General features: G+C 46.1%; 10 protein-coding genes. All 10 read right to left on the bottom strand.

Annotated features, from left to right (window positions below):
- Nucleotides 1-27 precede the first annotated feature (27 nt).
- Nucleotides 28-1,644 carry a gamma-glutamyltransferase family protein gene (locus HF078_RS12345; protein WP_169291420.1) on the bottom strand — a complete coding sequence of 539 codons (1,617 nt, stop codon included), beginning with the start codon at nucleotides 1,642-1,644 and terminating at the stop codon, nucleotides 28-30.
- 58 nt (nucleotides 1,645-1,702) lie between these two features.
- Nucleotides 1,703-2,299 carry a transposase gene (locus tag HF078_RS12340; protein ID WP_169291419.1) on the bottom strand — a complete coding sequence of 199 codons (597 nt, stop codon included), beginning with the start codon at nucleotides 2,297-2,299 and terminating at the stop codon, nucleotides 1,703-1,705.
- Nucleotides 2,300-2,736: 437 nt separating this feature from the next.
- On the bottom strand, nucleotides 2,737-3,576 hold the full coding sequence (spoIIQ, locus tag HF078_RS12335) for a stage II sporulation protein SpoIIQ (RefSeq protein ID WP_169291418.1): 840 nt from the start codon (nucleotides 3,574-3,576) through the stop codon (nucleotides 2,737-2,739).
- A gap of 257 nt (nucleotides 3,577-3,833) precedes the next feature.
- Nucleotides 3,834-4,862 (bottom strand): stage II sporulation protein D, encoded by a 1,029-nt coding sequence (spoIID, locus tag HF078_RS12330; protein WP_169291417.1) that lies wholly within the window; start codon nucleotides 4,860-4,862, stop codon nucleotides 3,834-3,836.
- A gap of 414 nt (nucleotides 4,863-5,276) precedes the next feature.
- The gene (murA, locus tag HF078_RS12325; RefSeq protein ID WP_060664595.1) at nucleotides 5,277-6,581 is read right to left on the bottom strand and encodes a UDP-N-acetylglucosamine 1-carboxyvinyltransferase; all 1,305 of its coding nucleotides are present in this window, start codon (nucleotides 6,579-6,581) and stop codon (nucleotides 5,277-5,279) included.
- Nucleotides 6,582-6,613: 32 nt separating this feature from the next.
- Nucleotides 6,614-7,447 (bottom strand): YwmB family TATA-box binding protein, encoded by an 834-nt coding sequence (locus HF078_RS12320; RefSeq protein WP_169291416.1) that lies wholly within the window; start codon nucleotides 7,445-7,447, stop codon nucleotides 6,614-6,616.
- Between the two features lie 206 nt (nucleotides 7,448-7,653).
- On the bottom strand, nucleotides 7,654-7,884 hold the full coding sequence (locus tag HF078_RS12315) for a DUF1146 family protein (protein ID WP_169291415.1): 231 nt from the start codon (nucleotides 7,882-7,884) through the stop codon (nucleotides 7,654-7,656).
- Nucleotides 7,885-8,089: 205 nt separating this feature from the next.
- A complete protein-coding gene (gene nuoN / locus HF078_RS12310; protein ID WP_169291414.1) occupies nucleotides 8,090-9,619 on the bottom strand; it encodes an NADH-quinone oxidoreductase subunit NuoN in 1,530 nt (509 codons plus the stop codon).
- 7 nt (nucleotides 9,620-9,626) lie between these two features.
- Nucleotides 9,627-11,165: an NADH-quinone oxidoreductase subunit M gene (locus HF078_RS12305; protein ID WP_169291413.1), complete on the bottom strand. Its 1,539-nt coding sequence runs from the start codon at nucleotides 11,163-11,165 to the stop codon at nucleotides 9,627-9,629.
- Entirely contained in the window at nucleotides 11,162-13,030 is a 1,869-nt protein-coding gene (gene nuoL, locus HF078_RS12300) for an NADH-quinone oxidoreductase subunit L (protein ID WP_169291482.1), read from the bottom strand. Before nuoL ends, HF078_RS12305 begins: the two co-directional genes overlap by 4 nt.
- Nucleotides 13,031-13,271 lie beyond the last annotated feature (241 nt).

The raw sequence follows: 13,271 nt of genomic DNA, 5'->3' as shown, positions 1-13,271 counted from the left end.
TCTTTAATCGTTTACGTCTTTACCTCATTACCACGACGCAATGCATCCGTCGGTTCTTGGTTCGGTGCCTCCGGTGAGGGTGCCGGTTTTTGGGTCGCGCCAGATGATTTGGCCGCGGCCGAAGCTGCCTCCGTCGAGTGTGATTTGGATGTTATGCCCTTTGCGTTGGAGTGCTTGAGCCAGGTGTTGCGGGAAGTGGTGCTCGACATGTACCGTTTTGCCTTCCATCCATTGCCACCTTGGTGCGTCCAGGGCTGCCTGCGGATTGAGGTGGAAGTCCACAGTGTTCATGACGACCTGCATGTGGCCCTGTGGCTGCATATAGCCACCCATGACGCCGAATGGTCCGACTGCTTCGTTGTCTTTTGTCAGGAAGCCCGGGATGATGGTGTGGTATGTCTTCTTCCCTGGTGCCAGAGCGTTTTCGTGTTCTGGATCAAGGGAGAAGTCATGTCCTCTGTTTTGCAGTCCGATCCCGGTTCCTGGTACGACGACGCCTGATCCGAAGCCCATGTAGTTACTCTGGATAAAGGATACCATATTCCCTTCCCCATCGGCGGTTGCCAAGTAGACAGTTCCCCCTTTTGGCGGCGTTCCCGGTTCTGGCGTGAGGGCCGTGTCGGTGATGAGGCCCCTTCTTTCTTTTGCAAAGGAATCGGACAGCAATTCTTCTGCGGTGTGGGTCATGGTCGTTGTATCTGACACGTATTTTTTGGCGTCAGCAAATGCGAGTTTCATTGCCTCGATTTGTTTGTGATAGGTTTCAAGACTGTCGCGTTCGGTGAAGGTGTCCTCTTTTAGCATGTTAAGTGCCATGAGTGCGACGATTCCTTGGCCGTTCGGCGGGATCTCCCAGACGTCGTAACCTCTATAGTTGACCTTGATTGGCTGCACCCATTCCGGTTGGTAGGCTGCTAGGTCATCGTATGTAAGGAAGCCATTGTGCTGTTTGGAGAAGTCAGCGATTTTGTGGGCTAGTTCGCCGCGGTAGAATGCTTCCCCGTTTGTTTCACCGATTTGTCTTAAGGTGTCGGCATGGCCTTTGGAGGACCATGTTTCGCCGATTTCCGGCGCACGTCCGTCTGGTGCGAAGGTCTCGAACCAGTGAGTAAATTCTTCGGTTGTGCAGAATTTTTTATAGGCATTGTAGGCGCCCTTCCAGTACTTTCCGAGTGTTGGGGAGACTGGGTAACCTTTTTCTGCGTAGTCAATGGCAGGTTGCAGCACTTCTGAGAGTGATAGTTTGCCAAACTTCTTTGAAAGCTCTGCCCAGGCCGATGGTGCGCCAGGAACGGTGACTGGGATTAGGCCCATTTTCGGTATCGTGTCGTGACCTCTTGCTTTTACCGCTTCGATGGAGATGGATTGAGGTGCTGGTCCGCTTGCATTGAGACCGTGAAGTTCCCCTTTTGTCCAGACGAGGGCGAATGCATCGCCGCCGATTCCGTTGGAGGTTGGTTCCACGACGGTAAGGCAGGCTGCTGTTGCGATGGCGGCATCAATGGCGTTTCCTCCTTTTTTCAGGATATCAAGGCCTGCTTGTGCAGCTAGTGGCTGGGATGTGGCAACCATGCCGTTTTGAGCAAAGACGGTGTTGCGTTGTGATGGATATGGGTTGTTGAGATAGTCGAGTTTGAGTGTCATGTGTTGATCCCCCTATTATTTCGTTATGCGAATTATTTTCTATTATACGTAATTTTCTTTATTTTTTCAAAATAAGAAATTTTGCTTTGTTGTTTGGGGTGAAGTGGATTCTGGTGTTTGGGGTGTTGACGTAGTGTGGGTAGGAGTCTTCGTAGTGGGTGGTAGAAAAGTATTTCAGGATGTCTTTTGTGGTGACGAGTGGGTCATGTTGGTTGTTGTAGAGGTATTGCTTATAGCTGCTGAATGGATAGTCTTCGGGGTTGTGAACTATCTGAGCTGCGACCGGGTTGAGGTGGATGTATTTGCTGACGTCGATTTGGTAGTCGATGTCGTGGATGATGCTGGATTTGAATCTTCCTTCTAAGAGGTGGCCGGTAAGTCGGTATTTACGGTTGATGTACTGGGCGTATTTGGTGTTGATTTTTTGCATGATCAGGCTGATGTTGATGGTTTCGGTTTCGATGAGCAGGTGGGTGTGGTTGGTCATGAGGCAGTAGGCGTGTAGTTTGAATGGGTATTTGTGTTTGATTTCGAGGAGGATGCGCTTGTAGGTGTGGTAGTCATTTGGTTCGAAGAAGATGATGCTGCGGCGGTTTCCTCTGGTGGTGATGTGATACATGGCTCCGGGGAACCAGATTCTTGGGTTTCTGGGCATTTGAGTGGTGCTCCTTTCGAGTGTGAGATTTGGATTCGTTGTTGGCGTGCGGCTAAGCGGAAAGTGCGGAGGTCTTGTTGTGGAGGAATCGTTGGAGTGGGCCAACTTATATAGTATTCGACATGAAGTGGAAAACACCTTTAGGGGTCTGACCCCTTTTGAAAAAAATTCTTTTGAAACAAAAAAATACCGCCAAACGGTACCTGCGTTTGGCGGTTTTGACATTCTCTTGTTTTGCGCTGTTGTGTTGTTTGTGTATCGGTATTGTTAGTATACCCAGGGTGGCTTGGTTTTATTCCTGGTTTTGTATGGAAGTAGATAAAAATTTTGCATAGAAAAAGAGCAGCTTTCCGGAGTTGTTTTTCCCGTTTGTAAGCTGCTCTTTGGCTCAATAGAGTTTATCGTTCTAGCATTTATTTTATTAACAAGACTTTAGATTATGTTAGATAGCTAACGGATTCTTCTTCGTCAGAAGATCCTTCGTCGCCGTCTTTGTCTTCTCCATCTTCAGGCTTGTCTTCGCCTTCTGCAGGAGTTTCTTCTTGTTCACCAGCTGGCTCGCTTCCTTCTTCAGAAGCTTGTCCTTCTTCCTCTAGAAGCGAAGTGACTGGTTTGTTAAAAAAGCTGCTCGGATTCACTGCTACATTGTCCTTGCGGATTTCAAAATGAACATGTACTGCGTCTTTGTTCAGTTGGTTTGTGTGTGCTTTGGCGATTGTTTCACCTTGCTCTACGAAATCGTTGACTTTGACTTTTACGTCAGTCAGTGATTGATAGATTGTTTTCACACCATCCAAATGCTCAATTTCTACGACGTTTCCTAGTAATGGATCATTTTCAACATGCGTTACAGTTCCACTTAAAGAAGCGACTACTTCGAATGTTTCGCCGTCTTTCATTGCAATGTCGATACCTGTGTTTGGTTGGTAAATGCCATTGTACTCAATGAAAGCTGCTTCTTGTTCTTCTTTAGATGCATTTGCATCCCAGAATGGTCTTTGGATGACAGAAGAGTTAACATCTGTTACCGGCATTACAAAGTTTTCTACCGGGCTGTTTACTTCCATGGAATCTTGATCACCATAAGAAGTGGTAGGTCCTTGCCCTTCTGTGTTTCCTGGATTACCTTCTGATTCATTACCTGATTGGGATACTAAAACCGCTGTCAAAATGATTGCTGCGCACCCAAGATAGATTGCTGGGAACACCCAACGCTTTTTCATTAAGCGTTGCCAATTTGAATTTTGAGAAGTCCGTTTCTTTTCTTCCTCTCTCATTGTATCATCACCTCAGCAATCATTCTGAACAGATTCACAGAATAATATACATCCAGGCTAAAAAAAATTTTGAAATGCTTATTTTCCTTCAATAGAGGGGGAATTATGCATGGTTTTTGAAAAAAAGTTTGAAAAGGGGTCAGACCCCGGCAGGAACCGGGGTCTGACGGGTGAACCTTTATTCGACGTGGAGATGGAAAACCCTTCGGGGGTCTGACCCCCAAAGGGTAATTTTTTTAAAAAAGTTTTCCCCTTCTCTATCTCTTCGCTGTCACTTTATTTAAGTATTGTTCTGCGCTGGCGATTTGGACGTCTTTGTAGTAGTGGGAGATGATTTGGGTGTAGTTTTTGCCTTCTAGGGCCATGCCGTTGGCGCCGTATTGGCTCATCCCGACTCCGTGACCAAAGCCTTTGGTGGTGATGACGATGTTGTCTCCTTTACGTTCCCATGTAAAGTCGCTAGATCGCAGCTTAAGGATGTCACGCACTTCCCTTCCACTCAGCGTCTTCCCATTAATATCTACCGTCTCCACTCGATTCCCAGTTGTACGGGCGATGATTTTCCCTACCGCACCGTCACTTCCCAGGCTTACACCAAGTTTGGATTGAAACTCTTGTACCGGCAATGATACTTGACTTAAGTATTTTTCAGAATCTATATCCCACGGGCTTTCTACACTTCGTAGATATGGGATTTCGTTTGGCCAGTATTCTTCTGAGTTTTCTGTGAAGCCATTGCTTGTGGAGAAATAGCTTGCATCAATTGGTGCATTATTATAGGTAAGGACGGATCCGGCTGTTTCCGCGACCGCCTGTTTTATTTTTTCCATCTTCCAATTAAAGTCTTCCTCCGCCCAGATTGTTTTAAGTTCTTCTGGACTTTTATAAACCTGATGCTGTTCGGTGTCTGTCACATCGGCGCCTTCTGGTGTGCCTAGTTTTTCTTCCGCCATTAGCTGCCTTAAAATATACGTCCGCGCTGCCAAAGCCTGTGCTTTTAGCGCCTCTAGCTCAAAGTCAGCCGGCATTTCCGAAGCGACAACGCCAACAATATAATCCTCTAGCGGTATCTTTTCAATCATCTCCTGTTTGTGTCGATAGACGGCTACATCAATCGGAGAGTCAATGGAATCCACTTGGTTTTGGATTTGCTGATTCGGTTGGAGTTCTTCTGCTAACTGGCCGCTTTCCTTATCGACAAACGGCATGACTAATAACGTTGGTACCATTAATACCATGACAAATAGAATAGATGTGAGTACGATGATTGGTTTCAAGTTTCTCATAGCGCCGAGCCTCCGATAACAATAAAGTAGTAGTTGTTTGCTGATGGTTGGATACCTTTACTCTTCATTCTTATGGAAGTGGACAAGCAATTATGACTAAAATATGGGCAGGTTTCTAGAGATCCTGCAGCAGCCTCAAACCCTAAAAAACTCCTATAAACTTCTATATTATATACACATAACCCACAACTATCAGAAAACAATTCCATATCCCCACAAAAAAATGGTCTCACAGAAAAAAAGGTGGAATATTAATAAGTAGTGAAAAAAATGCTGTGCTGGGGTCAGACCCCAGCAGGAATTTCCGCCCTCATGTCGAAGGCTCACAAAAAAAGTTAAAAAAAGGGTCAGACCCCTAAAGGAGTCTGACCCTCAATGTAGAATATAAATAAATGATTGGCTGTTTTGTTGTGTTTAGGCTTCTTTGATTTGCTCTAGGATTACTGTTTGTTCTTGTTCCATGGAGCTTACGCGTTCGATGTCTGCGCCTAGTGCTGCTAGTTTGTTGTGGAAGTTTACGTATCCACGGTCTAGGTGTTTTAGCTCGGTTACACGAGTGTATCCGTCTGCGATTAATCCTGCTAGGGTTAATGCTGCTGCTGCACGAAGATCTGTTGCCGCCACTTCTGCGCCTTGTAATTTCGATGGTCCATTGATGACAACGGAACGTCCTTCGATCTTGATGTCGCCGTTCATACGACGGAACTCTTCAACGTGCATGAAGCGGTTTTCAAATACTGTTTCCGTAATCATGCTCGTGCCTTCAGCTGCCAATAATAAAGACATCATTTGGGATTGCATATCTGTTGGGAATCCTGGGTGAGGCATCGTTTTGATGTCAATTGACTTAAGCTTTTCTGGACCGATAACGCGTAATCCGTTTTCTACTTCTTCAAACTTAACGCCCATTTCTTCCATTTTGGCGATTAAAGAGCTGGAATGTTCCGGCACTGCGCCTTCCACAATAACGTCTCCGCCTGTGATTGCAGCTGCTACCATGAATGTACCTGCTTCAATGCGGTCAGGGATGATGTTGTGTTGGCATCCGTGTAATTCGGAAACCCCTTCGATTCTGATGGTACCTGTACCTGCTCCACGAACTTTCGCTCCCATGGAGTTCAAGAAGTTCGCCAAGTCCACGATTTCCGGTTCTTTTGCAACGTTTTCCATGATTGTTGTACCTTCAGCAAGTGTTGCAGCCATCATGATGTTTTCTGTTGCTCCCACACTTGGGAAATCAAGATATATTTTCGCGCCTTGTAATCTTCCGTCTACTTCGGCATCGATATAACCATTTCCAACTTTTACTTTCGCACCCATCGCTTCGAATCCTTTTAAATGCTGATCGATTGGTCTTGATCCAATTGCACAGCCTCCAGGTAGAGCAATTTGTGCTTTTCCGTTACGTGCAAGCAATGATCCCATTACTAGGACAGATGCGCGCATTTTTCTTACATATTCAAACGGTGCTTCCGTATGAAGCTCTCTTGTTGCGTCGACAATTATACGATTATTTTCAAAATCAACATCGGCATTCAAATATCGCAAAACCTCGTTAATCGTATAAACGTCGGAGAGCTCAGGTACATCTAAGATTTCGCATTTGCCTTTGCTAGCTAATAAAGTTGCGGCGATGACAGGTAGTACTGCATTTTTTGCTCCCTCTACTTTAACAGTACCTGTTAACCTTTGTCCGCCGCGGACGATGATTTTTTCCAAAACGTTCCCCTCCGCGTCTTTTATTCTATATATTAATATTCAACAGTAATAATTGGCGTGCCTACAATCACGGTAGTCTTATCGCCCATTCCTTGTGTTCGTAACCCAATTTGTAAGTTCATCTTACCCTGATTTGTCGGAAGAACATTATTCCATGCATCAGTATATGCTGAAACGGATACAAAGGTATCTTCCTGAATCTCTTCAACTATTTGTGCTGAAAATGCGTCTAGCAAAATATTTGTCGTATTTTGCAAACCATCTTCAATTTTAGCACTGAAATCGCCAGTCATACAACTAAATATTTCAAAGTCTTCATGAGAAATTTTGGTAAGATTAGAATGGAAGTTGTTTATTATTTCTGTTGCTACAGGCTTTTCCCAACCATATCCAGTTACCTCATATAATAAATACGATGTTTGGGATGAGTTTGTGTGGTTAGTGATGAGCTGAAGAGTCTCTTCTTGCTTTAGTAAGTCATTATAATAAGTTCCAACTGCCTTCCATTGATCCTCTTCTTCCATCACGTTCCAACTAAGATGGCCCATACTCTGTTTTAAACGATTTACCTCTTTTTGAAAAGTGACTAAATCCCTAATTTTATAGACGTTCTTCCGCCCATAAAGTTTCCATTCTTGAACATTTATTTTCTCCTTCTGAAAAACTTCTGCGATTTCAAGTATCTCAGTACTGATATCGTTTGGTAATTGAGCTCTGCTTCTTTCATTCCCAAGAATTACCCCAGTAAAACATATTACGAAAATAAAAAATAGTCCTAGCAATCTATTAATATAAAGTTTCCACTTTTTTTCTGTATATTTAGTATTAGTAATCAAGCCCTTACCCGCATTCTCCATCTTAAACATATCCCCACGCCCCTTTGTTTGTTACTAGTCAGTGTGGCCAATGTGCAAGTAAGAGATACATAGAAATGTTCGTCAAAATTTTTGTGGTTTATATATATATTTTATTTTTGGGGTCAGACCCCGGCAGGAATTTTTGTTCTTATGTAGACGGCAGCAAAAAAACCAGAGGACTCTCCCCTGGTTCGTTTGCTTAATTATACTTATTTTCACCAAATCATCGGCAGTCTTTGAGATAGGAACAGGTAGTCTAGGAAAAAGTTGCTGACTGTGGATCCGATGGCGATGGTGATGAGGATTAGTAGCAGTTTGATTTGGACGACTTTGTTTGGTTTCATCCATTTTTCGTATTGGATGGCTTGTAGTGCCCACCAGGTGATGCTGATGAATAGTAGGTGGGAGATGATGCTGACGAGTGCTTGTACTCCGAAATCGATCATTGTGAAAGCAGCCTCCTCTTTATTTCAAATTAAAGCTTAGGGTATACGCCGCTGTTGATTTCCGCGGGATTGTGCTTGAGCTCCAATCACCAGCTCAAGATACCTTACTTCATTAGTTTCTTCCTATAGTAATCCGCAAAAAAGAAGGAGCATAGGAACTCCTTCTTTCTTATTAAATCATATACCTCTTAACGGTGACAATCGGTTAGTTGTCTGTTTCGAAGATATCTAATAAAATATCAAAATTGCTTCCGAACATGTCTATGGCAAGGCCCGGGAAGATTCCTAGGGCCAATGTAGCAACCGCGCAAACTAAAACCGTAATCCTGATTCCAACGGGAACGAGGATTTTTTCCTGGCTTGCGGCTGGGCGGAAGAACATTTGTGTCATGATACCGAAATAGTAAAAGTATGAAACAACGGTGGTTAGGATCAAGACGGATGCCAGGACATAGGCGTTAGTTGGTTCGGAAATGGCACCGACGAAGATTGATAATTTTCCGATGAATCCGGCTGTTCCCGGAATGCCTGCCAACGAAAGCAGGAACACTGACATTAACACCGCAAGCAAAGGTGAGCGCTGGTACAGTCCGGCGAATCGGCTTAAATCCTCTGAGTCATCCTGTGCGGTGACGACTTGCAGTACCGCAAGTGCCCCGATGTTCATGAACAAGTAGGCAACCAGGTAGAACCACATTGCTTCAAAAATGAAGATGAAGTTAACGGTGGCCAGTGGCACCAGCAAGTAACCGGCGTGCGCGACTCCAGAGTAGGCGAACATCCGCTTGACGTTGCGCTGACGCAAAGCAACGAAGTTACCGATGATCATGGATGCCACGGCTAGTACCGCGATGAATTCCCCCATGGAGAACAGCATGGACGAGCCTTCTGCTGAGCGCGTTGGGAAGAACAGTGTCACGAATAGGCGCAGGACGATGATGAAGCCTGCTGTTTTGGACACGACTGCAAGGAAGGCCGTTACTGGTGTCGGCGCACCTTGGTAGACGTCCGGTGCCCACATGTGGAATGGGGCGGTTGCTAGTTTGAAGGACAAGCCGACGAACATCATCATGAAGGCAATGACCAGTAAGTATTGCATGTCAATAGCGTTGATTTGCGATAGTGATATCCACATTTCCTGCAGGTTGGTTGTGCCTGTAAGTCCGTACACATAGCTCATTCCGAACAGTGTAATGGCGGTAGCGATTCCGCCGTTGATTACGTATTTCATGGCCGCTTCGTTGGATTGCAGGTTCTTTTTGCGAAGGCCTGCCAAGATGTAAGAAGCCAGGGATAATAGTTCAAGTCCGACAAACAATGTTATGAGGTCGCCGCTTGAGGACATAATCATGGCCCCGAGGACGCCTAGCAGCAAGAGGTAGAAGAACTCTCCTCTGTACTCCCCCATACCTTCTTTTGGCTCGTAGCTGATTGCCATAAGCGTGACGAAGGCGGCTCCTACTAAAATCAACGTTTTGAAGGCCATCGCGAAGCTGTCGAGTCGGTATGTTTCGTATAAAATCGTGGTGACTTCTGTCGGGCCCTTGTCGTACATGCCCACCAAGAATCCGAGGGCTGCCAGGATGCTGGCGAATCCTAGCCATCCAAGCAGTCTCCTGTCTATTTTTTTTGGTAAAAATAAGTCCAGTAGTGAGAGAAGGGTTGCTACACCAAGGATGATGAATTCTGGTGCCATGACACTCCAATCAAAGCTGAGTAAGGTTTCTAAATCCATCTCCTGTTCACCCCCCTATCCCTAAAATAATGGCGTTAATGGTGTCTTGCAGCGGTTGTGCGAGAATGCTAGGGTATACTCCGATCAGGATGATGAAGAATAGCATGACAAATACGGGAATGTATTCGAGCCCGCGCAGGTCCACTACTTTCTCGCTATATCCTGCCGCTTTCGTGCCAAAAGTCATACCGAGCACGGCGCGAAGCAGGTATGCCGCTGTTAAGATGATTCCGAGTGTTCCGACTGCTGCGACCACTGGCATGTCATTGAAAAGTCCCATAAAGGCAAGGAATTCGCTGACAAATCCGGACATGCCTGGCAGGCCGAGTGAGGCCATGGCGCCAACAAGGAAGAAGCCGGCTGTAAGTGGCATTGCTTTTGCGAGACCGCCAAGCTTGCCAATTTCGGTCGTGCTCGTGCGTTCGTACATCACTCCGATCAAAAAGAACAAGAGTGCTGCGATGAATCCGTGGGAGACCACCTGGAAGATCGCGCCTTGGATTCCCGCTTCGTTCAGGGCCGCAAGCCCGATCAGGACGATTCCCATATGCGAGATACTGGAGTAGGCCAGCACCATTTTGAAATCTGTTTGGATGAGTGCGAGGAACGCTCCGTAAAGGAGGTTCACAACTCCCAAGATTGCTAGAATGAAAGCGAGTTGGTCGAATTGTTCCGGGAAGATTCCAACGCCGAAACGGATGAGACCGAATGCCCCTATTTTCAAAAGAACCCCGGCATGCAGCATGACGATGGATGGCGGTGCTTGCACGTGAACCTTCAGCATCCAGCTGTGAAGCGGCACGATTGGCAACTTAATCCCGAATGCCACAAGCAATGCAATCAACAGTCCCATGCGTAGGTCATCTGAAACTTCGCCAAGGAACATGGTGTCGCTGTTGCCGGTGAACATGGCCGTTATTTCCGCAATATTCATTGTTCCTGTTTTGGTGAAAAGGACAACGAAAACGATTAATAGAATGGCAGAACCAAGTCCGTTGTAGATAAGGAATCGGTAGGCTGCACTTTCTTTTTCAAAATAACCCCACTTACCGATGAGGAAGAACATCGGGATCAAGGTGAGCTCAAAGAAAAAGAAGAATAAGAGCAGGTTTTCCGCTGCAAAGACCCCTAGCATTCCAATTTGTAAAAGTAGAAAGAGAATGAAATAGCCTTTCCATTCTTTTTTTATATGGATGCTTGCGATGGCTGCTAGGGTCGAAAGCACTGCCGTCAGTAATATCATGACAAGCGAGAAGCCGTTGATGCCAAGCTCGAAAGAAATCGGCTGATAGACTTGAGCTCCGTAAATTTCTTTGGTCAGATCTTTATTACCAAAAGTGATCCACTCTAGTTTCACCGCGTACTGCTCAAGCCCCGCTCCCGCTTTGTATTGCCAGAAAGCGATGAGCGCGAGGATCAAGGACGGCAAGGTAGCTAGGAACCCAACCATTTTAATGGCTTCCACATTTGTTTTTGGTGTAAAAAGAAGAACCAAGATACCTAAAAGAGGGGCAAAGATTAAGGCTGTCAGAAATAGGCTGTTCATCCGATGTACCCCCCTGTGAAGACGAAAATGATGATGAGAATGGCGAGCCCTACAAACGCGACTGCTCCGTATGTCTGGGTTTGACCGTTCTGTACTTTCGCTCCTAGTCTACCGATTTGTTGAGATGCCGCGGCAATCCCCTTCATCGTTCCGTGGACAAGGAACTCGTCGATGTACTTCAGGAACAGGCTGATTACTTTTGTTCCGTAGACGAATGTCATAATGTAGATTTCATCGACAAAGTATTTGTTGCGTAAAATGCTGTAAAGATGCGGTACACCTTGACTGAATGTTTCGCGCGCAATCGAGCGTCGGAAGTAAATCAGGTAGGCGATTCCGATTCCGGCAACTGATACAAGAATGGCAGCTGCCATGATCCATTTTGGCCCCTTAATATGGGACGCGCCATACATAGTGGTCCCTTCTGTCAGCCAGTCTCCGAGAAAATGGCCGAACCAAGGGGTGTTCATGTAACCGGCCACGACGGCAAGGACGCCAAGCACGATCATTGGGATAGTCATGACGGATGGCGATTCATGAACATGACGCTGGTCCCCGCGTGCTTCCCCGGTGAAAACTAAGAAGAACAGACGGAACATATAGAATGCCGTGAAAAATGCGGCAATCAGAGCTAGCAAGAAAAGAAAAGGATTTCCGTTTACCCAGGCAGCAAGGAGGATTTCCTCTTTACTGAAGAACCCGGAGAACAACGGAACACCTGTGATCGCAAGGGTTCCAATTAAAAATAAGATTCCAGTGGTGCGCATTTTTTTCCAAAGTCCACCCATCTCGTCGATGTTTTGCGTGTGGACGGCATGGATGACGCTTCCTGCTGCAAGAAACAGCAAAGCTTTGAAGAAAGCGTGTGTGGTGAGGTGGAAAACCCCTGCCACATAGCCTGCCGATCCGAGAGCAAGCATCATGAAGCCGAGCTGACTGACGGTGGAGTAGGCTAGCACTCTCTTAATATCTTTTTGTACAAGGCCAATAGACGCCGCAAAAATAGCCGTAAATGCACCAACGATTGCGACCGTCATAAGCGCTGTTTCACTCGCATTAAACAGTGGAAACAGGCTCGCGACCAAGTACACCCCTGCTGCAACCATCGTTGCGGCGTGGATGAGGGCGGACACTGGTGTTGGACCTTCCATCGCATCAGGCAACCAGGAATGTAATGGGAATTGACCGGATTTTCCCATTGCCCCAATGAAAATAAGGATGGCAATGAGGGTCAGCATTCCAGCAGATATTGTTCCTGCATTGACTGCTTCAAAAATAACATCATATTCGAAGCTGCCGACCTGCCAGAATAATAGGATGATCCCGATGAATAATCCGACATCCCCGATACGTGTCATGATGAACGCTTTTTTGGCAGCGGCTTTTGCTTCATTTTTATAAAAATAGAACCCGATGAGCAAGAATGATCCCACTCCAACAAGCTCCCAGAAAATATAGAGCTGAAGCAGGTTTGGTGACATGACAAGTGCCAGCATGGCAAAGGTAAACAGGCCAAGATAGGCGTAGAACACGTGGAAACGGTCGTCTCCATGCATGTATCCTTTGGAATAAATATGTACGAGTAAGCTCACAAGTGATACTACGACAAGCATCAAGGCGTTTAATTGATTGACTTCATATCCCGCCGTCAGTACGACGTCTCCTATTTGGAGCCAGTCGAATGTGGCTTTGAAGGTTGGTGCTGAAAACCGCTCCCATAGTGCTGTGAGGGAAAAGATGAGTGATAGAGCAATGAGTGCGATTCCGAGGAATGCGCTCGATTCTTTCATTCTTTTGCCGACAAGCAGTAGTAGGATAAAGGAGATCAGCGGAAAAAGCGGGATGATCCAGGCATTCTCCATCATCGTATCAAGTCCCCTTCTTTTACGCAGGTTTGTGTTGGTGGCTGCGTTTTTGTGCAAGCTGGCTGCGGAGGTAGAATTTAGTTTGGTAATTCGATAACTCCCTGTTGATTTCCGTTCCAGTGTTCGCTTTCCGCGGGACGGTGCTTGAGCCTCCTCACAACGCTTCAGGGGTCTCAACCAACCGTTACTCCCCCGCAGGAGTCTCACACCTTGCACTCCAATCATCAGGGGGAACTGGAAT

It is taken from the genome of Bacillus sp. RO2, assembly GCF_012911845.1.
Classification (GTDB): domain Bacteria; phylum Bacillota; class Bacilli; order Bacillales; family Bacillaceae_I; genus Sutcliffiella_A.
The sequence above is the reverse complement of the archived record's forward strand: the minus strand, read 5'-3'. Positions and strand labels throughout refer to the sequence as shown.

Coding starts and splice junctions, on each gene's coding strand:
- HF078_RS12345 (WP_169291420.1), bottom strand. CDS start 1,644: ATGACACTCAAACTCGACTATCTCAACAACCCATATCCATCACAACGC.
- HF078_RS12340 (WP_169291419.1), bottom strand. CDS start 2,299: ATGCCCAGAAACCCAAGAATCTGGTTCCCCGGAGCCATGTATCACATC.
- spoIIQ (WP_169291418.1), bottom strand. CDS start 3,576: ATGAGAGAGGAAGAAAAGAAACGGACTTCTCAAAATTCAAATTGGCAA.
- spoIID (WP_169291417.1), bottom strand. CDS start 4,862: ATGAGAAACTTGAAACCAATCATCGTACTCACATCTATTCTATTTGTC.
- HF078_RS12320 (WP_169291416.1), bottom strand. CDS start 7,447: ATGTTTAAGATGGAGAATGCGGGTAAGGGCTTGATTACTAATACTAAA.
- HF078_RS12315 (WP_169291415.1), bottom strand. CDS start 7,884: ATGATCGATTTCGGAGTACAAGCACTCGTCAGCATCATCTCCCACCTA.
- nuoN (WP_169291414.1), bottom strand. CDS start 9,619: ATGGATTTAGAAACCTTACTCAGCTTTGATTGGAGTGTCATGGCACCA.
- HF078_RS12305 (WP_169291413.1), bottom strand. CDS start 11,165: ATGAACAGCCTATTTCTGACAGCCTTAATCTTTGCCCCTCTTTTAGGT.
- nuoL (WP_169291482.1), bottom strand. CDS start 13,030: ATGATGGAGAATGCCTGGATCATCCCGCTTTTTCCGCTGATCTCCTTT.